Here is a 22,291-nt window from a genome sequence, read left to right as displayed (position 1 = left end):
CACCTACTCGCCGTGCCGCTCCGCGTTGGCGATGATGGCGTCACGGGTGAACTGCGCGAGCCCCGGCCGCACCCGGTCGATGTTCTCCATGAAGCGCGAGTCGCTCACGTACATCTCGCCCAGCCCCCGGTGCATGACGTACGAGCACGGGTAGAACCACTTCGAGATGTGCTGCCGCCACGCCTCGACCAGGTCCATCGCGGCCGCGTCCGTGGGCGGGCGCCCCGCGCCGAGCAGCTCCGCCAGCCCCTTCTGGAGGCCGTCCAGCTCCGCCTTCATGCCCTGCCAGTCCTGCTTCGTGTAGCGCGCCGCCCGGCGGGCGGACTCCTTGTACGCCTCCGTCTCGCCCCAGCGCTCCTTCACCTCCGCCTCGTACTTCGACGGGTCGAAGTCGCCGAACGCCTCGAACATCTTCTCCTGGTCCATGGTCTTCCCCTTCTCCAGTGCTTCCAGCGCCGAATCCACGGCGCCCAGTAGCGCGTCCAGCCGTGCGGACCGTTCGGACAGCAACTGCCGCTGCATCAGCAAGGCGGAGCGGAGGTCGAAGGAGGGATCTCCCAGGATGCGACGAATCTCCTCCAACGGGAAACCCAGCTCCCGGAAGAAGAGCACCTGCTGCAGCCGCTGCAGGTCCCCCTGGGTGTACAGCCGGTAACCGGCCTCGCTGCGCTCCGAAGGGCGCAGCAGGCCAAGCTCGTCGTAGTGGTGCAACGCCCGGACACTGACCTTCGCCAGGCGGGCCACCTGGCTGACTGTAAGAGCCATATCCCTCCACCTCGGAAGTGAGGTGTAGGGTCTCACGTCGCGTGAGGGTCAACCCCCTGCGCCGGAAAATACGAAGGGGGGCCCGGCCGAAGCTCGGTGCCCCCCTCGAGTGCTGCCTTGGCAGCGGACGACGAACTAGTAGGCGTTGTTCTCGCCGAAGTTCTTCATCGTCTTCTTGTTCAGCGTCTCGTTGGAGCTGACGCCGTCGTTCTTCACGTTGGCGTTACCGGCCAGGGCCGCGGCGGAGGCGCCGAACAGCTTGCGGATGTTGTCGCCGAACAGCGTGATGACGCCGATGGCGGCGATCGCGATGAGGGCAACGATGATGATGTACTCGGTCATGCCCTGACCACGGGCCTTGCGCAGGTTCTTCTTGGGAAGCGTCTTCATGAGCGTCTCCAGGGGGTTTCGGGCGAGGAAGCGAACCCTGACTGCTCAGGGTTGAAAGCACCCTAGATGGATCCCCGCCCCGGCTCCATCCGTCATCGGGAGGATGCCCGGAATCCTTAGCGATTCCGGCAATTTAGCGAATTCGTGAGAGATCCGGCGGCCTTTTCAGGGGGCTTCCGGGGCCGCGACGGAGGGTCTGGACGGGGTGCACCGGCCGGCCGGGAGGGCCTTGCAGAGGGCCCCGAGCGCCCGCGTCAGCGCGGCGTCCTGCGGGTGGGCGGCGGACACCTCCTGGCCCAGGGCCAGCGCCTTGTCGGCCTCCGTGGCCGTCCACACCGTGCGGGTGTTCCACAGGCGGTCGGTGGCCATGTCCAGGTACGCGGCGATGAGCGCGGGCTCGCGGCCGCCCTTGGCCACCTCCGCCTCCAGCAGCGAGGCCGCCAGCGTCACGTCGTCCATGGCCAGCGCCGCCTTCGCCAGCGCCACCGCCGCGTCCCGGCTGTCCGGGGCCACCTCGTGCCACCGCGCCGCCACGCCGCGCACCAGCGGATCATCCCCCCGGTGGTAGCGGGACATGTTGCGGTACAGCCGCTCCAGCTGCTCCGCGGTGGGCGGGTGCTCGCGCACGTAGTCGTGGATGAACAGCCGCGAGCCGCCCTCCGGGGAGCGCCGCTCGTCGCGGTAGCGGTCCTGCTCCGCCAGGAAGAAGGCGATGGGCGACGCGTACTCCAGCAGGTTGTGGTCGTCGGTGTTGATGGGGCCCTTGCCGGCGAACTCCAGCTGCCCCTCCTGGCTGTGCACCTGCTTGGACAGGAGCGCGAAGACGTCGTGGATGTCCACCCGCGCCAGGTCCGCCTTCGCGTCCGGGCGGGCCATGCGCTCGGCCACCTGCCGCGCGTCGAAGGTCAGCGGCTTGCGGCTGGCCACCAGCACCAGGTCATACGGCCCCAGCCACGTGGTGGCGTGCGGGAAGGTGTCGCGCAGCGTGCGCACCACCAGCTGGATGAGCTCCTCCTGGTTCTCGTAGGTGTGAATCCACTGCACCAGCACGCCGTCGTCCGCCAGGTGCCGGTCCACCGTCCGGAAGAAGTCCTGGGTGAAGAGGCCGGACACACCGGCCACCCACGGGTTGGAGGGCACGCTGATGACCAGGTCGTACTTCACCGGCGCCAGCGCCATGAACGTCTTGGCGTCGTCCACCGTCACCCGCGTGCGCGGGTCGTCGATGGCATTGCGGTTGGCCTCCTTGAACAGGCGCGCCGCGTCGATGACGGACGGGGAGATTTCGACCAGGTCCATCCGCTCGATGGGGTGCGCCAGCACGCTGCCAGCGGTGATGGCGGCGCCCGCGCCCACCACCAGAACGTTCTTCGGCTCTCGCGGGTGCAGGAGCACGCCCAGGTGGCCGGCCACCACCTGCGTCTCCACGTCGCTGCCGGTGGAGGCGTCCACCTTGCCGTTGATCTTCATGAACCGGTGGCTGCCCGGGCTGTCGCCGACCAGCACCGTGGCGAAGGTGTCGTCCTCGTAGAAGACGGGGACGGTGTCCTTGGCGGCGACCGCCACCAGCTGCTCGTAGCTCTCCGCCGGCTGGCGCACGCGCGGCGAGGTGATGCTGCTCAGCCGAATGGCCCAGCCGCTCATGCTGCCCAGCACCACCAGGGCCATGGCGGCGGCGGCCCCCACCGGCCAGAAGGCGCGGGCGGGACTCTTCGGGCGGCCCGGGACGGCGGCGTAGGCCAGGCCCGCGGCGAGGAGGTTGACCACCGCGCCCGCCACGAAGTTGCCCTCCATGCCCCACCACGGCATCAGCACCATGCCGCCCAGCACCGAGCCGCTGATGGTGCCCACCGTGTTCCACAGGTACACGCCGCCCAGCTGCCGGCCCACCTCGGACACCTTCGCCGTGGCCACGCGCGCCGCCGCGGGGAAGGCCGCGCCCATGAAGAAGGTGGGAATCAGCAGCACCAGACAGCAGAAGCCGAAGGTGGCCAGCTGGTACAGGGGCCACGCATCCAGCGTCCGGTTCAGCATCCAGCTCGCCTGGCGGAAGTAGTACGGCAGCCGCACGTACAGCGGCAGCGCCACGCAGAGGCTCACCACCAGCGCCACCTGCATCCGCGCGTACAGCCGCAGCGAGTCTTCCTTCCCGTCGCGCGTCATCAGCCAGAAGCTGCCCAGGCCGATGCCCAGGATGAACGCGGTCAGGATGAGGGTGAAGGCATAGGTGGAGGCGCCCAGGACGATGGACAGCAGGCGGATCCACGTCACCTGGTACAGCATGGACGTGAAGCCCGACAGCGCCACGCCGAGGAGGGCCGCGCGCACCGCCGCCCGGGGGTAGGCCACCTCCGCCCCACCCTCCACGTCGGGTGCCGCCTGGCCCGGGGCCAGCGACGGCGGGTGCTGCCGCGCCAGCGCCAGCGCCGCCAGGGCCAGCAGCACGTTGATGGCCGCGGCGCCCTGCGCGGACGCCGCCAGGCCCACCGACGGCACCAGCTTGGTGCCCGCGAGGAACACGCCCAGCGCCGCGCCCAGGCTGTTGACGGCGTACAGCCGCGCCAGCTCCTTCTGGACGCCCGCCAGGCTGGAGGCGAAGTGCCGCACCAGCGCCGGCAGCGTGCCGCCCATCAGCAGCGTGGGCACCACCAGGGAGAGCGAGGCAATCAGCAACCGGGGCGCCACCCGTCCCCCTTCCGGGAACAGGGGGGCGAGCGCTAGCCAGAGCGCCCCCAGGGCGTCCAGCACGTACGGGAAGGCCAGGGCGTACAGGGCCACGCCCAGCTCCAGGAAGCCGTACAGGGCCAGGGGGCTCTTCACCCGGTCGGCTGTCTTGCCAAAGACAAAGGCCCCGAGCGCCAGGCCACCCATGAAGGTGGCGAGCACCACGGCATGCGCCTGTCCGCTGTTCCCCAGGACGTTCCCGAGGTACTTGGACCAGACGAGCTCGTAGACGAGCGCCGTGGCGCCTGACAGGAACAGCAGAGCCGCCACAAGGTTCTTCGGAAGACGTGCCGTGATGGACATAGGGACAGCACGCGACCTTACTCGGTATGTTTCAGCCCCATCAAATGAACGCCCAACTCTTGCAAGCCGTGTTGCTCGCCTGGTCTCCAAGCCTGCGGGTGACCCGCGTCGAGGGCGATGCCGCCAACATCCTCCGTCAGCCGGCGCAGGAGCTGCTGGAGCGTCCCCTGTACGTGGCGCTCGGCGTGTCGGCCGAGCGCGCCCGGGAGCTGGACGCCCGGGCCCGCGAGGACCGGCGGGTGGTGGAGTTCATCTCCGCGCGGCTCGGCGGCGAGGACCCCATCCCCCTGCGGCTGACGCTCGGCCTGGACGGCGGCGAGGCCTGTGCCGGGGTGCTGGACCTGAATGCCGTGCTGGAAGGCGCCCCGCCGGTGCAGATTTCGCGGCTGTCCTCGTCGCTCAGCCATGAGATTCGCAACCCGCTGTCCTCGGTGAAGATGGCGGTGCAGACGCTGGCCCGGAACACCGGGCTGAACGACAGGGACAAGCGCCGGCTCACCATCGCCAACCGGGAGATCCGCACCATGGAGCGGATGCTCTGGCTGCTGTCCGAGTACGGCCGCGACACGACGCCCAACCTGGACGCGCACCCGCTGCGCTCGGTGCTACAGGAAGCCACGGGCATGGTGGCCCCGGAGCTGGCCGAGCGCCGCATCGAGGTGCGCGTGGACGAGGAGCCGGACCTGCCGAAGGTGCGCGTGGACCCCAACCGCCTGCGGCCCGTGCTGGCGCAGGTGCTGCTCAACGTCGCCATGGGCCAGCCCGAGGACAGCCCCGTGCAGGTGGCCCTGCGCCGCGGACCCCCGGGCCAGGTGCAAATGGTGCTCAACGACCCGGCCGCGGCCCTGCCCCCGGAGGAGCGCAACACCCTCTTCGAGCCCTTCGGCTCCCGGCTGGCCCGGGGGGCGGGCCTGTCCCTCGCGGCCCTGCGCCGGGTGATGCTGGGCCAGGGCGGGGACCTGGCGGCCGAGGGCAGCTCCACGCCGGGCACCATCTTCACGCTGACGTTCGCCACCTGAGACGCCATGGAGACCCTTCTCATCGTCGACGACGACGTCTCGCTCCTCGAAACGCTGAAGATGCACTTCGAGGAGATCGAGCACGATGGCCAGCCGCGCTACCAGGTGGCCACCGCCACCAGCGCGGCCGCGGGGCTCAGGGCCGCCCAGGACAGCATGCCCAGCGTGGTCATCCTCGACATGATGCTTCCGGACCGCACGGGCCTGGAAATCATCGAGGAGATGAAGGGGCTGTGCGGGGACGCGCGCATCATCCTCGTCACCGCCTACCACGACATGGAGACCACCATCCGGGCCATGAAGGCCGGGGCCTTCGACTACATCCACAAGCCCTTCCCGGACCCGGCTGCCCTGGACCTGGTGGTGGAGCGCGCGCTGGAGTACCGCCAGCTGTCGCGCCGCGCGGACGAGGTCAACCGGGAGAACTCCGCCGCCCGCCTGGGCGACATCGTGGGCACCAGCCCGTCCATGCAGCAGCTGGTGAAGGAGATTGGCAAGGTCACCGGCAGCCACGCCACCGTGCTGATTACCGGCGAGAGCGGCACCGGCAAGGAGCTCATCGCCCGCGTCATCCACAACTACTCGTACGACGAGCCCCGCCCCTTCATCGGCATCAACTGCTCGGCCATCGTCGACACGCTGCTGGAGAGCGAGCTGTTCGGCCACGAGAAGGGCGCCTTCACCGGTGCCACCGCCGGCAAGCAGGGCAAGTTCGAGGTGGCCGAGGAAGGCACCGTGTTCCTGGACGAGATTGGCGACATGTCGCTGATGCTCCAGGCCAAGCTGTTGCGCGTGCTGCAGGAGCGCGAGTTCGAGCGCGTGGGCGGCGTCAAGCGCATCAAGCTGCGCGCGCGCGTCATCGCCGCCACCCACCGCAACCTCTCCGAGGAGGTGGCCCAGGGCCGCTTCCGCGAGGACCTCTACCAGCGCCTCAAGGTGATTACGCTCCTGATTCCCCCGCTGCGCGAGCGGCGCGAGGACATTCCCCCGCTGGTGAAGCACCTGCTCGAGCGCATCAACGAGAAGGTCCACAAGCGCGTCACCCGCGTGCCCATGGAGGTCATGGAGCGCCTCACCCGGCTGCCCTGGCGCGGCAACGTGCGCGAGCTGGAGAACGTGCTCACCCGCGCCGTGGTGCTCGCCCCCGGCGACGTGCTGCGCGGGGACGACCTGCCCGCCCTGGACGTGCCTCCCGCCGCGCCCGAGGCGGGCCGCCCCATGACGGCGGGCTCCATGTTCGCCGCCCCCGCCGTGGACGATGTCAGCCTCATCCCCACCCTGGAAGAGGCCGAGCGGCAGCTGATCGCCCGTGCGATGGCCGTCACGAAGGGGCACAAGGGTCGTACCTGCCAGATTCTTGGAATCAGCCGCCCTACCCTGGAGCGCAAGCTCCAGAAGTACGGTCTCGCACAGGGACAGGGCCCTTCAGTGCACACCTTCCCCGTGAAGGATGCTTCCTGAACACTGTTACTGCTCCGACACTCAGCCCTCGGGTTTGAACGTTTCGTTCAACTTGATCATACTGTTTGAACGTTCTGTTTCAGGTTTTGGACACAGAGCCTGGGGTGATGCGGACCTGTAGCGCTAAGTACCCGGCATTCCTGGATGTGTTACCCCACTAGCACTTCATTCCCCCTTGGCACGTAACTTGGAGAAGGGAAGGCCCGTTCGCCGCCGAAGCAGACGGCCAGTCTTTCCCTACCTTCCCTACCTGGAGTGAATGCCATGCACGGTTTCAATCGCCCCCTCGGCCCTATCGGTTCCAACGTCGTGGCGCCGCTGCAGACGACGAGCTCCGGGATGATGGTCACCGCGAACAAGCTCATCCCCGGGCAGGAGGCCATCGACTTCAAGGGGTACTTCAAGGTCGAGTCCTTCCCGCACAACTCCACCATCTACCGCCCCGGCGACAACACGGACCGCGTCTACCTGCTGAAGTCCGGCCGCGTGCGCCTGATGCGCATTGGCAAGAACAGCACCCGCTCGGTGGTGTCCATCCTCCGCCCGGGCGACCTGTTCGGCGAGCTGTTCCGCCCCGAGGGCACGCCCATCGAGGAGATGGCGGTGGCCGCGGGTGAGGCCGAGGTGTGGAGCATCGAGGGCCGTGACTTCCGCGCCCAGCTCGAGGCCCGCCCGGCCCTGGCGGTGGACGTGGTCCGCGCCTACGCCGAGCGCGTTCGCTCGCTGCGCAAGCGCGTGCTGGGCCTGACCTTCAAGGAGGTTCCGGCCCGCCTGGCGGACACCCTGCTCACGCTGGTGGAGGCGCACGGCGAGCGCTGCCCGCACGGCGGTGAGACGGACCTGCGCGGGATTACGCAGCAGGACCTCGCGGACCTTGTCGGCGCCTCGCGCTCCTTCGTGTCCACGCTCATCAACGAGATGAAGCGCGAGGGCGTGCTCGGCAACGTCGGCCGCATCCTCTGCGTGCGCGACCAGAAGGCGCTGCGCAAGATTGCCTCCAAGGAGAAGTGAGCTCCGGCTCACCGCTCCAGCGGTTTTCACCCTCGGGCCTGTCCGCGCGGAGCATGCGTGGCCGGGCCCGTGGTGCGTTCAGGGCCCGCGACTCGACGTTTCGTTCAGGCGCGGGGCGCGCGCAGCTCCTCCACCTCGGTGCGCAGCAGCCAGTCGTCGGGGAAGTCCGTGGCGGCGGCGGCAATCTGGGCCAGCCGCTCGGGCTTCACGGCGCGAGCCTCGCGCATCTGCCGGACCTCGCGGTAGAGCGCGGCCAGCGACGGGTGCAGGGACAGGGCCTTGCGCGAGCGGGCCTTCGCCTCTCCGTCCCCTTCCGAGAAGGCGCTCAGCTCACCGAACCAGCGGTCCCACGACTCCGGGTCCGCGGGGCCGCCCGCCACCGAGGGCAGGTGCGAGGTGATGAAGAGCCGGGCCACCGCGGGCAGCTCCAGCGGGCGCCCCTCCATCCGGCCTCGCAGCACCAGCACCTCGCCGCCGTCGGTGGCGAAGCCCTCCAGCTCCAGGCCGCTCTCCAGCGACAGCTTGAAGGCGCCGCGCTCGGGCAGCTTCCCCGCGCCGAAGGCGACCAGGGCCTGACCATTCCACGGCTTGACGTCCACGGCCTTGCCCCCGCGCGACGCGAGGATGGGGCCGTCCAGGCGGACCAGCGCGGTGGACAGTCCCTCCGCCACCGGCTTCGGCGCGGCCACCATGCCCACGACCTTGCCCGTCACCTCGCGGCCGTCGGCCAGCACCAGGTGGTTGACGGTGCGGGCGCGCAGCGCCTCCTCCAGCCCGAAGTCCCCGCCGCGCTTCCACGCCATGGTGGACTCGAACTCGTTCAACACCTCGAAGAGGTGCTCGAAGTCGCGCGCCACGAAGAGCTGCGGCTGCATCCGGGTGATGTCGTATTCCGTGTCGGCACAGGCCACGCTCAGCGGCAGCTTCTTCACCTCGGGGGTGAGGCAGTGGTGCGCCTCGCCGATGCTGGACAGCAGGCCGGCACCGTAGATGCGCGGGCGCTCCACGTCGCCGATGAGGCCGTACTCGGCCGTCCACCAGTACAGGCGGCTGGCCCGGGTGCTCTCGCTGACGTAGCGGCGGCTGGCGCTGGCCGCCTCCAGGCGTGCCTGCGCGTGGGAGACCTCCTCCTCGGTGGCCTCCGGGTCCTCCTTCACCACGGACAGGTTGCGGATGGCCTCGAAGACGGCCTGGTCCTCCACGCTGGCAATGGCCTTGAAGCCCACCAGCCCGCACGCCTTGAGGTACTCCGCGTACCGGCGGTTGGCGATGATGGGCGCATGGCCCGCGCTCTCGTGGACGATGTCCGGCGCCGGCGTGTACTCGATGTGCTCGTGCGTGCGGATGTCCGCCGCAATCGCCAGCACGCCCAGCGCCTGGAGCTCCGTGAAGACGGCGGGGGGAATGAAGCCGCGCACGCCCACGCAGGCCCAGCCCAGCCGCGACAGCTTCTCGTTCATCTCATCCAGGCTGGGGATGCACTCCGCGCCGATGCCCGTCGCCGCCAGGCCCTCCAGGTAGACGGGGTGGGCCTTGTCTGCTAGGTGGCCGCGCAGCTTGCCCAGGATGTTGCGCCACACGGCCTGGTCCCGAGCCGTGTAAGCCGCGTAGTCCTGGCTCACCACGTAGCGCCGCAGATGGGCGGGGAGGCGGGCAATCGTCCGTTCCGTGGGAGTCATCGTTGTTCACCCCTGACGTAATCTTCTATCCAATGAAGATAGCGCGTCCAGGGGAAAACGGAAATCCGACAGAATCCGACGTCTTCGTCGTTTTATCGTCCACCCATGAGAGGGCGACGCAGCCCGTCCAGGAGCCGCCCGGCCCCTGGGCTGAGGGAGCCCGAGGGCCAGAGGGCCACCACCTCCACGGCCTGGGGCTCCTCCTCCCGGAGGGGCCAGGCCCGGATATCGGGTGGGAAGGGGTGCATCAGGCGCAGGTCCGGGGCAATGGCGCAGGCATGGAAGGCGCGCAGCAGCTCATAGATGAGGAGGAAGCTCTCCGCGCGAGCCACCTCCACGACAGTCACCCCATGGGTGGTGAAGCGGGCGCTGTTGGCCCCTCCATAGGGGTCGTCCCGCAGCCAGTCCACGAAGGGCTGCCCCTCCAGCTCCTTCACGTGCAGCGTCCGTCGGGAGGCGGCGTCACGCACCAGCGCGTTCTCCGGGCCCGCGAGCACCACGAAGGGCATGCGCAGCAGGGACTCCGACTCCACTCCCTCGTGGGGAGGCAGCGGGGTGAAGTCCAGGGCGAGGTCGAGCTGTCGCGTCTGGACCTGCCGGGTGAGCTCGTGGGGGCCGCCGAAGCTCAGCACCAGCTTGAGTCCGGTGGCCGCGGCCTCGCGGGCGACGTTGCCGAGCAGGGACAGCGACAGGGTGGGATTGAGGCCCAGGCGCACCACCGGCTCGGCGCTGGCCAAATCCCTCAGCCGCTTCATGTCCAGCTGGTGCAGCGGCGTCTGCGTCCCCGCGAACAGGCGCTCACCGCGCGCGGTGAGCTGCAGCCGGCGGCCGGGGCCCCGCTCGAGGAGGGATGCGCCCTCCGCCAGCGCCTCTTCCAGGGCGCGGATGTGCTCGCTCACCACGGAGCGCGCCACGCCCAGGTGCACCGCCGCGGCCTCGATGCTGCCGGCCTCCACCGCGGCGGCGAAGGACTCCAACCAGACGAGGTGCCGGACGAGCTTGCGCGGGGGCATGCGGCGCATCCTGGCACCGGCCTTCCCGTGCGACACGCGGCTTGTGGCACGCGCTCGCACCCGGGCCTCGAAGGGCAGCGTCCGGCCTCCCTGCCTCCCGGGAAGGGGGGCAGGCGGGCTTCCGTCACTTCTTGAACATCCGCCGGGAGCGGGCTAGCAGGAACCGCGATGTCACACCCGATTCACGCCTCTCCCGCCGCGAGCACGGGGCTCCGCCGCCGGTGGGATGAGGCCCGACCGCTCCTGGGCCCCGCGCTGCTCTGGTGCGTGCTGCACGGCCTTGTCTCCCTCCTGCTCTTCGGAGGCTCGCTGCTGTCCGCGGTGGAGCGGCTCGCCCCCTCACTGCGGCCGCTGCTGCTGGCGGGCAGCGTCGTCCAGGCGCTGTTCCTCGGGCTGCTGACGTTCGTGGTGACGCTGCCGCTGGTGTCCCTGGGCCGCCGCTATGCGCTCGTCCCGCCCGTGCTCTCAGCGGTGGCCGTGGCGATGCTGGGCGTGGACGCGCTGGTGCTGTCGTCCCTCGGCTTCCACATCAACGGCCTGGTGCTGGCGGTGGCGCTCCAGCCGCGCGCGCTGGCGGAGACGGGCCTGTCCTCCTCCGAAGTCTGGCTGGCGGCGTTGGGAGCGGTGGTGCTGCTGGGGCTCGACGTCTGGGCCGGCGTCCGCTTCGTGCGGCGGCGCCAGGGGCCGCACCGGGTGCTCCGGGCGGTGCTCGTGCTCCTCGCCCTCTGCGCCGGGGAGCGCCTGCTGAGCGCGTACCTCATCTTCGCTCACGGCGGCGCCGTCCAGCATGCGGCCACCACCCTGCCCCTCCAGGCGCCCGTGCGGATGAACACGCTGCTGGTGCGCCTCACCGGCCACCCGCCCGCCGCGGGCCTGCGCCTGGGCGTGAGCCCGGAGGCCGGCGTCCCCGCGGCGACCATCGACCCCACCGCCGTGCGCTTCACGCGCCGCCCCGACATCGTCGTCATCCTGGTGGAGAGCCTGCGCGACGACTTCTTCCGTCCGGACGTGATGCCGTACCTGTGGCGGAGGGCGGGCAGCGGGACGCGCTTCCTGCTGCACCACAGCGCGGCCAGCTCCACGGACTATTCCCTCTTCAGCCTCTTCTTCGGGCTGGAGGCCCAGCGGCGTGACGCCGTCGTGGGCGCCGGGCGGACGCCGCTGCTCTTCCCGGCGCTGAAGGCCAATGGCTACCACCAGGCCTTCTTCGCCGCGTCCTCGGTGGACTGGATGGGGCTGAAGGACACCGTCTTCCGCGACGTGCAGGGCGGGCTGCGCACCGACTACCAGGGCCGCAGCCACGTCCGCGACGCCGCCATGGTGAAGGACGCGCTCGCGGTGGTGGAGACGGCGCCGAAGGACACGCCCCTGTTCCTCTTCCTGTTCTTCGCCGGCACGCACTTCGACTACGACTATCCGCCGCGCTCGGCCGTGTTCTCCCCCGCGTGGGATGGCAAGGGTGGCCTCGCCACGGCGCGCGTGCCGGCGGAGCACCTCAAGGCCCGCGCGTGGAACGCGGCCTACGAGGTGGACACCAAGGTGGAGGCGCTGCTGTCCCGCTTCGAGGCCGTGCGCGGCACCCGGCCGCTCATCCTCTTCACCGGGGACCACGGCGAGGAGTTCCGCGAGCACGGCCGCGTCGGCCACGCCAGCGACGTGACGGCGTCCCAGCTCCACGTCCCCATGCTGATGTTCGACGAGCGGCTCCCCCCGGGCGAGGTGGACGCCGTCACCGGCCACATCGACGTGGTGTCCACGCTGTTCGACCTGCTCGGCGACACCCACGACCCGGCGGACCTGGGCGACGGGATTCCGATGAGCCGGCCGGACCCGGAGCGCTACCTGCTCACCACCATCGGCTGGGAGCCGCGCTACGCGCTCATCGGACAGAAGCTCAAGGTGCGCTTCGGCGCGGGACTCCCCGGCACCGAGCTGACCGACATCCATGACCAGCCGCTGCCGGACGGGCAGGCCCGCTTCGCCGCCGAGGCCCCGCGCATCCTCCGCCGGCTGCGCGGTGACAAGGAGCCGCCCGCTTCCGTGCCGGCCTCCGCGCCCGCCGCCGCGAGCCCCGCACTGCCCTGAACAGACACGCTCCGCGCCCGCCGCCGCGAGCCTCGTGCTGCCCTGAGAAGACACGGGCGCCGCGAGCCCGCGGTGCCCCGTCAGAACCGGAGCCGCGCGCCCAGCGCCAGCGAGAACAGCCCCGTCTCCACGGTGACGGGGTTCCGGAGGAAGTGGACCAGGCGGTAGTCGGTGGCCACGAGCTCGACGTAGCCCTCCAGGTTGCGCAGGCCCAGCGCGGGCACCGGCCGCCCCACGCTGCCACCCAGGAGCAGGGCGGGTCGCAGCCCCGTCTTGAACCAGTAGTACCCGTCCGGGTAGCGGTCCGGCAGCGTCACGAAGTACTCATCACCGAAGGTGTAGCTGAGCAGCAGCCCTACCGTGAGGGGCCGCACACTCCAGCCGCTCCACCGGAGCCGGAACGGGTGCCACTGCCCCTTGAGGGTGACGGTGAGGAAGTCCTCTCCCGCCACGGCCGGTGGTGCCCAGCCCAGCAGCAGCTGTGCATCCAGCGCGTCGTCCAGGAAGCCCCACCCGGGCCCCGCGGACAGCAGGCCGATGGAGCCCGCGAGCTGGAGCGCCGCATGGTCCGGGACGTACCAGGGCCGCTCGTCCGGAGGCCCCTCCGCGCGCACGTCGAGCGCCAGGAGGAGCAAGGCGAGCGCGAGGGCGCGCGAATGCCACCGCGCCGCCATCAGTAGAAGACCCGCTCGACCTCCACCACCCCACCCTGCACCGTGACGAGCAGGTAGTTGCGGTGGTCGAGCGAGTCCGCGACGAAGTAGCGCACGCCCCGCCGCACCTCGTCGCGGAAGTCGTGGATGTGCGCGTGGAAGGAGATGGAGATGCCGCGCTCGGCCTGGAGCTGCTCCAGCGGCTCGACGAGGGAGGCATCGAAGTCGCCATGCCCCGGAGGCACGTGGGAGAAGGTGAAGGTGTGCGCGATGCCCAGCTCCGGTTCGAGCGCGTCACGCAGGGCCTCCAGGTCCGGGACGTTCCCCGGGAAGCCATACTCGCGCGAGTTGGAGTCGTAGAGGACGAAGCGGCTCCCCGCGTGGCGGAAGGAGAAGAACGTCGGCCCGAAGGCCCTCCGGTAGATGTCCGCGCCGTTGCCGAGCACGTCATGGTTGCCGATGACGGCGAAGGACGGCACCGGCAGCCTGTCGAGGAGCCGCGCCACCCAGTCGTACTCCTGCGCGGAGCCGAACTCGGTCAGGTCCCCGAGCTGCACGACGAAGTCCACGTCGTGCCGCTCCAGGTCCTTCATGGCCGACGCCGAGTCGTCCAGGAAGAGCTGGATGTCTCCGAGCACCGCGAAGCGCAAGGGCCCCTCATGCGCATCGCGCCGCAGCTGCTCGAGCGACGCGGCATGCCGGTCCCGGTCCGCCCCGCGCAGCTCGTAGGGGTGGAACTCGAGAGCGCCGCAGCCCGCGCAGAGCAGCAGCCATGGAACCCAGAAACGCACGGCACTCCAGCTAAGGGCCGGTTCCTCCGTCTTCAACTCGCGGTGCCCACAAATCGATGCGTCCCCAGCGGAGCACCCCGGTCCCATCGACTCCCGGACAGATGCCTCGCGTCCCGGGTCCCCTCGCCGCCGTGGCGCGTCCGCCCGTCTGTCGGAAGGCAGGCATTGCGTTTCATGTGAGTGATTTGCGATGTTCCCGCGTGCCGCGGGCCGGCGGCAGTTGCGGAGTCACGACACGCCGAGGCCCGTGTGCCCACGCACCTGGCGCTGCCGTGCCTCCATTGGACGTACCACGGCAATCCATGGGGAAGTCTGCAATGAACCGTATCTACCTGGGGTGTGCCCTGCTGCTGGCCCTGACGGCCTGCCAGGAGGCCCCGACCGAGCACCAGCCAGGCGCTGAAGAGCTGTCCACCCGCCGTAGCGCGGTGCTTCAGGCCTCACGACCGCTGTTCATCACCACGAACTCGCTGCCTCCGGGTGAGTCGGGCGTGGGCTACGTCGCCACGCTGACCTCCACCGGTGGCAGGCCTCGGCATGAATGGAGGCTCGTTTCAGGACCGCTGCCCGTGGGGCTGACCTTCTCACCACAGGGGACGCTGTCCGGCACGCCCATCACCGAGAGCCGGTCCGTCCTCATCGTGGAGGTGACGGACGGCACCCAGTCCGCGCGCAAGGCGCTGGGGCTCGTCGTCCAGTCCGGACTCGTCCTCGCCTCGGAGTCCTTCCCGACGGCCACCGAGGGCATCACCTGGCTCGCCGCGCCCCAGACCGCGGTGCGCGTGGCGACGCGAGGCGGGACGCCGCCCCTCGTCTTCAGCGCGGGCCCCCTGCCCGAGGGCCTCTCCCTGGACACCACCGCCGGCACCCTCTCCGGAGTCCCCACCCAGGGCAGCGCGGGCCGCTACGCGGTGACGGTGCGCGTCTCGGACGCGGCGGGCCGCGCCGTGGAGCGGGCGCTTCCACTGGAGGTCGTCACTCCGCGCCCCATCACCGGAGGTGGCACCGCGAGCGTCCCGCCCCGGGGCAGCCCGCTGACCGATACCCTCACCGTCTTCACCGTCGACAGCGACGGGCGGAGGCTGGCGGGCGTGGGCGTCCGCGTGCGCCGGAATGGCCAGGAGTATGACCCGCCGAGGCAGGCCCTCAGCGATGCGGCTGGCAAGGTCGTCTTCACCGGGCTGGGGCTCGATGGCGCCTCCGACACGGTGGACGTCACCGCCAATGGAAGGCAGCTGCAGAACCTGACGATGGCGAAGGTGAACGCCGCGCTGGTGACGCTGTCGATGACGGACGCCTCGCTGCCGATGCCGCGCACGGGCTTCGTCTCCGCCACCGACCCCGCCACCGGGCGCAGCCTCGTCACGGGCGGCTACAACGCCCTGGGCACCTGGGGGTGCATCGACAACGTGCTGGAGCTCGACGAGGCCAGCGCGAACGCCTGGCAGGAGCCGGTGCCTCACGGCATGCCGGGCATCATGCCCTCGCGGGTCTACGGCGCCGGGGCGTTCGCGCGCGGCACCCTCGTCGTCTTCGGAGGCATCTCGTGCCGTGACTCCTCGGACCTTCGGGAAACGTGGGAGTACGCGCCGGACACGGGGACCTGGAGCCGGTGGGACGTCGAAGGCCCGGAGGCCCGGATGTCGCCGGTGATGAGCGGAGACGGCTCGGGCGAACGCGTCCTCCTCTTCGGCGGCCTGTCACGGGGCGCCGTGGCTCCGCTCGACGACCTCTGGGAGTACGCGCCCCAGACGCACGGCTGGACGCGGCGGTTCCCCTCCGGCCCGAGGCCGCAGGCGCGCCACAGCGCGGGCGCCGCGTTCGATCCGGTCCAGGGAGAGCTGGTCGTCTGCGGAGGCCGTGGCCCCGCCGCGGCCGAGCTCGCCGACTGCCATGCGTACTCCCCGCCGGACAACACCTGGAGGCCCCTGCCCCCGCTGCCGGCGGCGCGCCGGGACTTCGCCATGGCCTTCCACGCGGGCACCGGTGAGCTGTACGCCTTCGGAGGTCAGGTCGCCGGGCAGGACCAGAACGACCTGCTGGTCCTCCGGGACGGCGCCTGGGTGACGCGGGTTCCGGATGGAGCGCCAGGGGCCCCACCCCGGCTCCATGGCCACGCGCTCCTGTCGGATGCGCGGAGCGGTCAGCTCCTCCTCGCGGGGGGCGCCAGGCAGGCGACCAACGCCATGAGCGGCGAGGTCTGGACCTTCGCGCCCGCCACGGGCCAGTGGACGTGGCGCAACGCTCCGCCGGCGCCTACCGGCCCGACGGTGCGGCTGTCGGGGAGCCTGTCCGGAGGCGCGGTGGGCACCCGCATCCAGGCCTCGGTGAACGTCGTGGGGAGCTCCGGCTACCGGGGCTTTGCGCGCGTGAGCCTGGTGAACGGCGCCGGCACCTACGAGGTGGCGGACGTGCCTCCCGGCGAGAAGCTGATGATCAGCGCCTACGTCTCGGACCGGAGCGCCTTCCCCCCCGCGCCCCTGTCCTACGTGGACCTCGGGATGGTGGGCCCGCTCACGGTCGACACGTCGCTGGACCTCCGCTTCCCGCCAGGGCCGCTGCCACTCATCACCACCACGGCCACCTTCACGCTCCCCGCGTCGTGGACGGAGGTCCACTCGCTGGCGGGCGGGGTGACGCGGCAGCGCCCTGGCTTCCCGGGGGCCGCCAATGGCTTCGTCAGCCTGTTCGACTTCGAGGGCCCCAGCCTCCAGTTCAACACCTTCGCAGTGTCACCGGGCTCGGCCCAGCGGTTCAACGCCAGCCTGTGGGCGCAGACGCCGACGGCGTGCGAGACCGCGACGCTCAACTGGGAAGGCGCGCCCACCCAGCCCCTGGTCATTCCCCGCGCCCCCACGTCAGTCGCACCCGGCGTCGCGGAGTGCCTGGGCGGCGAGCCGCCCGTGGTCGAAGGCGAGTCCTGGTCGCTCACGCCACCGGAGGGCGCACAGCTGCTGCGGGTGGGCATTGGCGCCGCGGAGGCCCCGGACGACTGGGTGTATCTGGCACCGTTGGGCGACGTGCCGGTGACGTTCCAGCTCCCGGAGCCGAGCACCCTCGCCCCGTCGCGGCCCCGTCCGCCCGGACAGCGCGTGTCCTGGTACGTGGAGACGGGCTTCTTCACCGGCGGCTTCGACTACGACGACTTCTCCCTGCAGTGGTCGCAGCCGGACGCCTGGTCGGGGGTGCAGCCCTACGTGTACGTGCGCGCCCCGGCGGCCCCCTGAGGTGACGTGAAGGCGAGGCGCCGCCCGGAAGACGGCGCCCCGGTCCTCGTCGCGGGGCGTGACGGGCAGCTCACCCCGTCACGCCTACGCCGCGGCGGACGTCACGCCGTCCCAGTCCTCCACCTCGTAGAGGAACTTCGAGCCGCCCATCAGCTTGCGGTTGGCCGAGGTGCTCTGCACGAAGACGACGTACTTCTCCAGGTTGGCGGGGCGGATGCGCACCGTCTCGCCTTCCGGCAGCCCGAGCAGCTCTCGCGCCCGCTCGCCGCTGTAGAGGTCGCCCGTCTTGCGGTCCATCAGCACCACCTCCTTGTGGCCCTGGATGGTCTCCGTCTTGGTGAACTCGTAGAAGCCGCGGCCCGTCTTGAAGCCCAGGCCGTTCTCCTGCACGAAGTCCTTGATGGGCATGGCCCGGTCCACGTCCAGCACCTGGAAGCGGCCCGGAGGCACCGCGCGCAGGTCCGCCGCTCCGTAGAGCGACGGCGTCTTGCGCCTGAGCATGGTGCTGAACATGGCGTTCAGCCCGCGGCTCATGCGGCCCTCCTTCGCGACCTCCACCTCGTACGCCTGGAGCTGCGCGTCGGAGGACTGCTTGTAGCAGACGGCCAGCAGCATGTCGGTGACGTGGGCGAACTGGTCCAGGCTCAGGTGGAAGCCGCCCGACTTCTCCGCCAGCTCCTTGTAGAAGGGCGTCGCGTGGCGGCGCGCGAGCGCCTGCACCCCGTACACCGGCACGCCCATCTTCCCCAGCGCATCCACTTCCTTGCGCCAGTCCAGCTTCTTCGGGTTCTGGTTCGGTGCGTGGGGCACGTCATCGCCAATCAGGACGAGCGCCCGCGTGTAGCCCACCGTCCATGACAGGGATTGCGCCTCGCGCAGCACCAGCTCGTAGCACTCCGGCGCGTCACCGCCGCCCGTCTGCGACACCCGGTCCACGAAGCGGACGACGGCGTTCTCGTCGTCCGTCAGGTCCAGCACCTTGGTGACATAGGTGGAGCCCGCGTCGCAGTAGTCCCCGTGCGCGATGACACCGATGCGGATGCCGGGAATCTCCTTCATCAGCCGGGACACCGTGCCCCGCAGCTTCTTGCGCACCTGCGCGAGACACGGATACATGCTGCCGGTGGTGTCGAAGCTGAAGACAATCTCGACGCGATTATCGATGACAGACGTGCCCATGTGGTTGCCCCCTCGTGTGTGGCGACGAGGACAACCATACGCGGCACGTCTGACATTCGAGGGCCGTCCCGGCGCTCACGGCGTGATGACGAGCCGGATGGGGTTTCCCTCCTTCTTCACCAGCCGTTCGACGCCGCGAGCCACCTCTTCCAGCGGCATCGTCGCCGTCACGGAGCGGGACACATCCAGCCGCTTCGTACCGACCAGCGTCACCAGGTCGTCCAGGTGCTTCTTCTCGTAGCCCAGGTGCCCGAGCATCGCGTGGGACTGCACGCCGAAGAGGACGCCGGGCCCCATCTGGATGGGCTCCGGGGACAGGCCCACCATCACCACGCGGCCATGGCGGCCGAGACATGACGCCGCCTGGGCCAGCACGGCGTTGGCGCCCACCAGGTCCACCGCCACGTCCAGCCCCAGCCCCTGGGTGTACTGGAGCACCCTCTTGCGCAGGTCCGGCTCACGCGGGTCGAAGGCTGCATCCGCGCCGAACTCCAGCGCCCGGGCCCGCGCCGCCTCGTTCGTGTCGAAGGCGAGGATGGGCGCCGCGCCCACCATCCGCGCAATCTGCACCGCGTGCACGCCCAGGCCCCCAATCCCCCACAAGCCAATGGACTGCGCGGGCCGGAGCTGGGCGGTCTCCACGAGCCCCGCGTAGGGCGTGGCCACCGCGTCCGCGAGGATGGCGGCCTGTTCGAACGGGAGGTGGTCCGGGATGAGGGACAGCGCGAAGTACGGCACCACGACGAACTCCGCCCAGGCGCCGTCGTAGTGGAAGCCCATGATTTCGAACGCGAGGCACTCCTGGAGCCGGCCGTTGGTGCACTTCGGGCAGCGCCCGCACGGCCTGCCCCCGGCCATGGCGACTCGCAGGCCCGGCTTCCAGAACGGCACGCCCGGGACTACCTCGTCGACGATGCCCGAGGACTCGTGCCCGGGCGTCACCACGGGCAGCGGCGACTTCAGCGAGCCGTCGAGCAGGTGCGCATCCGAGAGGCAGATGCCACAGGCCTTCACCCGCACCCGCACCTGGCCGGGCCCCGGAGCGGGCACGGGGACGTCTTGGACCGTCAGCGTCCGGGCGGCGGTATCGAAGCGCGCGGCCCGCATCATCCGCTGGTTGGCACCACTCATCGTCGGCTCCTCCTGGCAGCAGCGTTCGGCGCCGGAAGGAGGACGCCGGCCCGCGACAGCGCGGAGCCAAAGCTGTCAGCCCGCCGGGCCCTGGAAGGGCCGGATGCTAGCCACCCCGCGAGGCCTGGGCGAGGAACGGCGCCACCAGCGCTCAGCCCCGAACATCCGCACCTCTTTCGTTCCGCAGAGCGGAACCCATGGAGACGGGGGGCGCCTGCTCGCCAGGATGACGGTCGGGCCTCGGGTGGACGCCTGCCTGCCATGACGCATGGTGAATAGCGTGAGCGCATGCTCGGCAACCGCACTTCAGAAGAGTGGATTTCGGAGTACTCGAAGAGCCACACGCACCCGGTCAACCGCTTCTGCCATACCGTGGGCATCCCGATGATTGCGTCGTCGCTGCCGCTGATGGTGGCGTCGCCCTTCGTCCGCGGGCTCTGGAAGGTCCCCGCCAGCCTCTTCGTGGTGGGCTGGGCCTTCCAGTTCGTGGGCCACGCCTTCGAGCGCAAGCCGCCCGAGTTCTTCAAGGACTGGCGCTTCTTGTTCGTGGGCCTGCGGTGGTGGGCGGCCAAGGTGTCCGGCCGCGAGGGGCTCCACTCGGGGCAGAGCGCCGAGCCCACGGCCCTCGCGTCCTGAAGGACTTGCACGCGACAGCAGCGCCCGGGAGCAGGAAGGCGTGCGCCAACCTGGGAGCCGGCTCCGGCTGGTTTCGCGGGGCTTTCAGGACTCTTGCGGGCTTGCCTGGAGCATGCTGAAACGCCCGGCCCACAGCCCCCGGACATGGGGCTCGGAGGTCGCACGGTGGAGATTGAAAAGCCCTACCTGTTGTTCCTGGGTGACGTGCCGGATCAGCTCGCGGCGAAGACGGCGCACGGCATCGTCGACTGGCGGCCCGACTGGTGCGTGGGGCAGCTGCGGCTGGAGGGCTGCAAGGCGGACTGCGGCATCCCCGACATGGACATTGCCCAGGCGAAGGCGAAGGGCGTGAAGACGGTCATCGTGGGCGTGGCCAACGCGGGCGGCGTGCTGCCGGAGCACTGGGTGGGCAAGCTGGTGGAGGCGCTCGACGCGGGCATGGACGTGGCCACGGGCCTGCACAAGCGGCTGAGCTCCTTCCCCGCCATCGCCGCGGCGGCGGCGCGCAACGGCCGCAAGCTGCACGACGTGCGAATCCCGGACATGGAGTTCGCCACCGGCAAGGGCACGAAGCGCCCGGGCCTGCGGCTGCTGACGGTGGGCACGGACTGCTCGGTGGGGAAGAAGTACACGGTGCTCGCGCTGGAGAAGGAGATGCGCGCCCGGGGCCTCGAGGCGGACTTCCGCGCCACGGGCCAGACGGGCATCTTCATCTCCGGGCGGGGCGTGGCCATCGACGCGGTGGTGTCGGACTTCGTCGCTGGCGCGGCCGAGTGGCTCACCCCGGCCAACGACGTGGACCACTGGGACCTGGTGGAGGGCCAGGGCTCGCTCTTCCACCCGTCCTTCGCGGGCGTCACCCTGGGCCTGCTGCACGGCGCACAGCCGGACGCGTTCGTCGTCTGCCACGAGCCCACGCGCACGAGGATGCGCGGCGTCCAGCACGCCCTGCCCTCCATCCAGGCCGTCATCGACCGGACGGTGCTGGAGGGCCAGCTCACCAACCCGCGCATCGAGTGCACGGGCCTGGCCATCAACACCGAGCACCTGGCGGAGCCGGAGGCGCTGGAGCTGCTGGCGCGGACGGGCCGCGAGTACGGGCTGCCCTGCGTGGACCCCATCCGCACCGGCGTCGGCCCCCTGGTCGACGAGCTGGTGCGCCGCTTCCCCACGAAGGGCTGACCGCCCATGCGCAAGCTCACCGTCAGGCATGAGAGCTGGCCCATCGCCGGCAGCTTCACCATCTCCCGGGGCTCGAAGACGTCGGCCGAGGTCGTCGTGGTGACGCTGGAGGAGGACGGCGCGGTGGGGCGCGGCGAGTGCGTGCCCTATGCCCGCTATGGCGAGACGCTGGACGGCGTCATGGCGGCGCTCGAGGCGGCGCGCCCCCGCATCGAGGCGGGCCTCGGCCGTGACGGCGTAGCGGACGTGCTCGAGCCGAAAGCGGCGCGCAACGCGCTGGACTGTGCCCTGTGGGATTTGGAGGCCAAGCGGAGCGGCCAGCCCGTGTGGAAGCTGCTGGGCAGGCCCGAGGCGCCGCGGCCGCTCGTCACGGCGTACACGCTGAGCCTCGACACGGCGGAGGCGATGCGCCAGTCCGCCGAGAAGGCCGCGCACCGGCCGCTGCTCAAGGTGAAGCTGGGGCGCGGGGAGAGCGACATCGAGCGGCTGCGCGCCATCCGCGCGGGGGCACCGGCGAGCCGGCTCATCGTGGACGCCAACGAGGGGTGGAAGCCGGAGGAGCTGCCGGCCCTGCTCGACACCTGCGCGGAGCTGGGCGTGGTGATGGTGGAGCAGCCGCTGCCGGCCGGGAATGACGGGGCGCTGGTGGGCATGCGCCGGGCCGTCCCGGTGTGCGCCGACGAGTCCGCACATGACCGGCACGGGCTGGGGACGCTGCTGGGGAAGTACGACGCCATCAACATCAAGCTGGACAAGACCGGGGGGCTGACGGAGGCGCTGGCGCTGGCGGAGGCCGCTCGGGCGGAGGGCCTGCAGCTCATGGTGGGCTGCATGGTGTCCACGTCGCTGTCCATGGCACCGGCGATGCTGGTGGCCCGGGACGCCGCCGTGGTGGACCTGGACGGGCCGCTGTTGCTCGCTCGCGACAGGGAGCCGGGCATCCGGTTCGAGGGGAGCAACATGTTCTGGGCGCCCCGCGAGCTCTGGGGCTGAACAGGGCGTACAGGTGTCGCTTGCCCTGGGGCCCGTAGGCGCACAGCAT

At 70.7% G+C, this 22,291-nt stretch carries 17 protein-coding genes; 8 read left to right on the top strand and 9 right to left on the bottom strand.

Translation table 11 applies throughout. The features are described from left to right. Nucleotides 1-3 precede the first annotated feature (3 nt). The 3 genes from LXT23_RS25480 to LXT23_RS25470 all read right to left on the bottom strand — a co-directional run bounded on the left by LXT23_RS25480 (nucleotide 4) and on the right by LXT23_RS25470 (nucleotide 4,149). Entirely contained in the window at nucleotides 4-765 is a 762-nt protein-coding gene (locus tag LXT23_RS25480) for a MerR family transcriptional regulator (RefSeq protein WP_253982887.1), read from the bottom strand. Between the two features lie 135 nt (nucleotides 766-900). After that, nucleotides 901-1,155, bottom strand: coding sequence for a hypothetical protein (locus LXT23_RS25475; protein WP_253982886.1), 255 nt, complete (start codon nucleotides 1,153-1,155; stop codon nucleotides 901-903). Between the two features lie 165 nt (nucleotides 1,156-1,320). Further along, entirely contained in the window at nucleotides 1,321-4,149 is a 2,829-nt protein-coding gene (locus LXT23_RS25470; RefSeq protein ID WP_253982885.1) for a fused MFS/spermidine synthase, read from the bottom strand. 77 nt (nucleotides 4,150-4,226) lie between these two features. Here LXT23_RS25470 and LXT23_RS25465 point away from each other — a divergent pair, with 77 nt between their 5' ends. The 3 genes from LXT23_RS25465 (at nucleotide 4,227) to mrpC (ending at nucleotide 7,673) form a co-directional block, all read left to right on the top strand. After that, on the top strand, nucleotides 4,227-5,201 hold the full coding sequence (locus tag LXT23_RS25465) for a sensor histidine kinase (protein ID WP_253982884.1): 975 nt from the start codon (nucleotides 4,227-4,229) through the stop codon (nucleotides 5,199-5,201). Nucleotides 5,202-5,207: 6 nt separating this feature from the next. Continuing rightward, on the top strand, nucleotides 5,208-6,662 hold the full coding sequence (locus tag LXT23_RS25460) for a sigma-54-dependent transcriptional regulator (RefSeq protein WP_253982883.1): 1,455 nt from the start codon (nucleotides 5,208-5,210) through the stop codon (nucleotides 6,660-6,662). Between the two features lie 264 nt (nucleotides 6,663-6,926). Next, on the top strand, nucleotides 6,927-7,673 hold the full coding sequence (mrpC, locus tag LXT23_RS25455; RefSeq protein WP_163999786.1) for a Crp/Fnr family transcriptional regulator MrpC: 747 nt from the start codon (nucleotides 6,927-6,929) through the stop codon (nucleotides 7,671-7,673). A gap of 104 nt (nucleotides 7,674-7,777) precedes the next feature. Here mrpC and LXT23_RS25450 read toward each other — a convergent pair whose 3' ends face one another. Both LXT23_RS25450 and LXT23_RS25445 read right to left on the bottom strand, forming a co-directional pair. After that, nucleotides 7,778-9,352, bottom strand: a complete 1,575-nt coding sequence (locus tag LXT23_RS25450) for an aromatic amino acid hydroxylase (RefSeq protein WP_253982882.1) — start codon at nucleotides 9,350-9,352, stop codon at nucleotides 7,778-7,780. A 92-nt stretch (nucleotides 9,353-9,444) separates the two neighbouring features. Then, the gene (locus LXT23_RS25445) at nucleotides 9,445-10,365 is read right to left on the bottom strand and encodes a LysR family transcriptional regulator (RefSeq protein WP_253982881.1); all 921 of its coding nucleotides are present in this window, start codon (nucleotides 10,363-10,365) and stop codon (nucleotides 9,445-9,447) included. 168 nt (nucleotides 10,366-10,533) lie between these two features. Between LXT23_RS25445 and LXT23_RS25440 the strand changes: the two genes are divergently transcribed. Beyond that, nucleotides 10,534-12,450 carry a sulfatase-like hydrolase/transferase gene (locus LXT23_RS25440; RefSeq protein WP_253982880.1) on the top strand — a complete coding sequence of 639 codons (1,917 nt, stop codon included), beginning with the start codon at nucleotides 10,534-10,536 and terminating at the stop codon, nucleotides 12,448-12,450. 80 nt (nucleotides 12,451-12,530) lie between these two features. On the opposite strand, the gene LXT23_RS25435 is transcribed toward LXT23_RS25440, so the two are convergent. Next, nucleotides 12,531-13,124: a hypothetical protein gene (locus tag LXT23_RS25435; protein ID WP_253982879.1), complete on the bottom strand. Its 594-nt coding sequence runs from the start codon at nucleotides 13,122-13,124 to the stop codon at nucleotides 12,531-12,533. After that, complete coding sequence (locus LXT23_RS25430) at nucleotides 13,124-13,894, bottom strand: metallophosphoesterase family protein (RefSeq protein WP_253982878.1); 771 nt, start codon at nucleotides 13,892-13,894, stop codon at nucleotides 13,124-13,126. The genes LXT23_RS25435 and LXT23_RS25430 overlap by 1 nt, the downstream gene beginning before the upstream one ends. A gap of 317 nt (nucleotides 13,895-14,211) precedes the next feature. On the opposite strand from LXT23_RS25430, the gene LXT23_RS25425 reads away from it, so the two are divergent. Next, on the top strand, nucleotides 14,212-17,121 hold the full coding sequence (locus tag LXT23_RS25425; RefSeq protein ID WP_253982877.1) for a Kelch repeat-containing protein: 2,910 nt from the start codon (nucleotides 14,212-14,214) through the stop codon (nucleotides 17,119-17,121). Between the two features lie 84 nt (nucleotides 17,122-17,205). On the opposite strand, the gene LXT23_RS25420 is transcribed toward LXT23_RS25425, so the two are convergent. Both LXT23_RS25420 and LXT23_RS25415 read right to left on the bottom strand, forming a co-directional pair. Beyond that, a complete protein-coding gene (locus LXT23_RS25420; RefSeq protein ID WP_253982876.1) occupies nucleotides 17,206-18,300 on the bottom strand; it encodes a vWA domain-containing protein in 1,095 nt (364 codons plus the stop codon). 75 nt (nucleotides 18,301-18,375) lie between these two features. Then, the gene (locus tag LXT23_RS25415) at nucleotides 18,376-19,431 is read right to left on the bottom strand and encodes a zinc-binding dehydrogenase (RefSeq protein WP_253982875.1); all 1,056 of its coding nucleotides are present in this window, start codon (nucleotides 19,429-19,431) and stop codon (nucleotides 18,376-18,378) included. A gap of 288 nt (nucleotides 19,432-19,719) precedes the next feature. On the opposite strand from LXT23_RS25415, the gene LXT23_RS25410 reads away from it, so the two are divergent. The 3 genes from LXT23_RS25410 to dgcA all read left to right on the top strand — a co-directional run bounded on the left by LXT23_RS25410 (nucleotide 19,720) and on the right by dgcA (nucleotide 22,242). Continuing rightward, a complete protein-coding gene (locus LXT23_RS25410; protein WP_253982874.1) occupies nucleotides 19,720-20,067 on the top strand; it encodes an Mpo1-like protein in 348 nt (115 codons plus the stop codon). A gap of 144 nt (nucleotides 20,068-20,211) precedes the next feature. Further along, nucleotides 20,212-21,249, top strand: coding sequence for an N-acetyltransferase DgcN (gene dgcN, locus LXT23_RS25405; protein WP_253982873.1), 1,038 nt, complete (start codon nucleotides 20,212-20,214; stop codon nucleotides 21,247-21,249). Between the two features lie 6 nt (nucleotides 21,250-21,255). Further along, entirely contained in the window at nucleotides 21,256-22,242 is a 987-nt protein-coding gene (dgcA, locus tag LXT23_RS25400; protein WP_253982872.1) for an N-acetyl-D-Glu racemase DgcA, read from the top strand. Nucleotides 22,243-22,291 lie beyond the last annotated feature (49 nt).

Source organism: Pyxidicoccus xibeiensis, assembly GCF_024198175.1.
GTDB classification, from domain to species: domain Bacteria; phylum Myxococcota; class Myxococcia; order Myxococcales; family Myxococcaceae; genus Myxococcus; species Myxococcus xibeiensis.
This window is presented reverse-complemented; position numbering and strand designations above follow the sequence as displayed.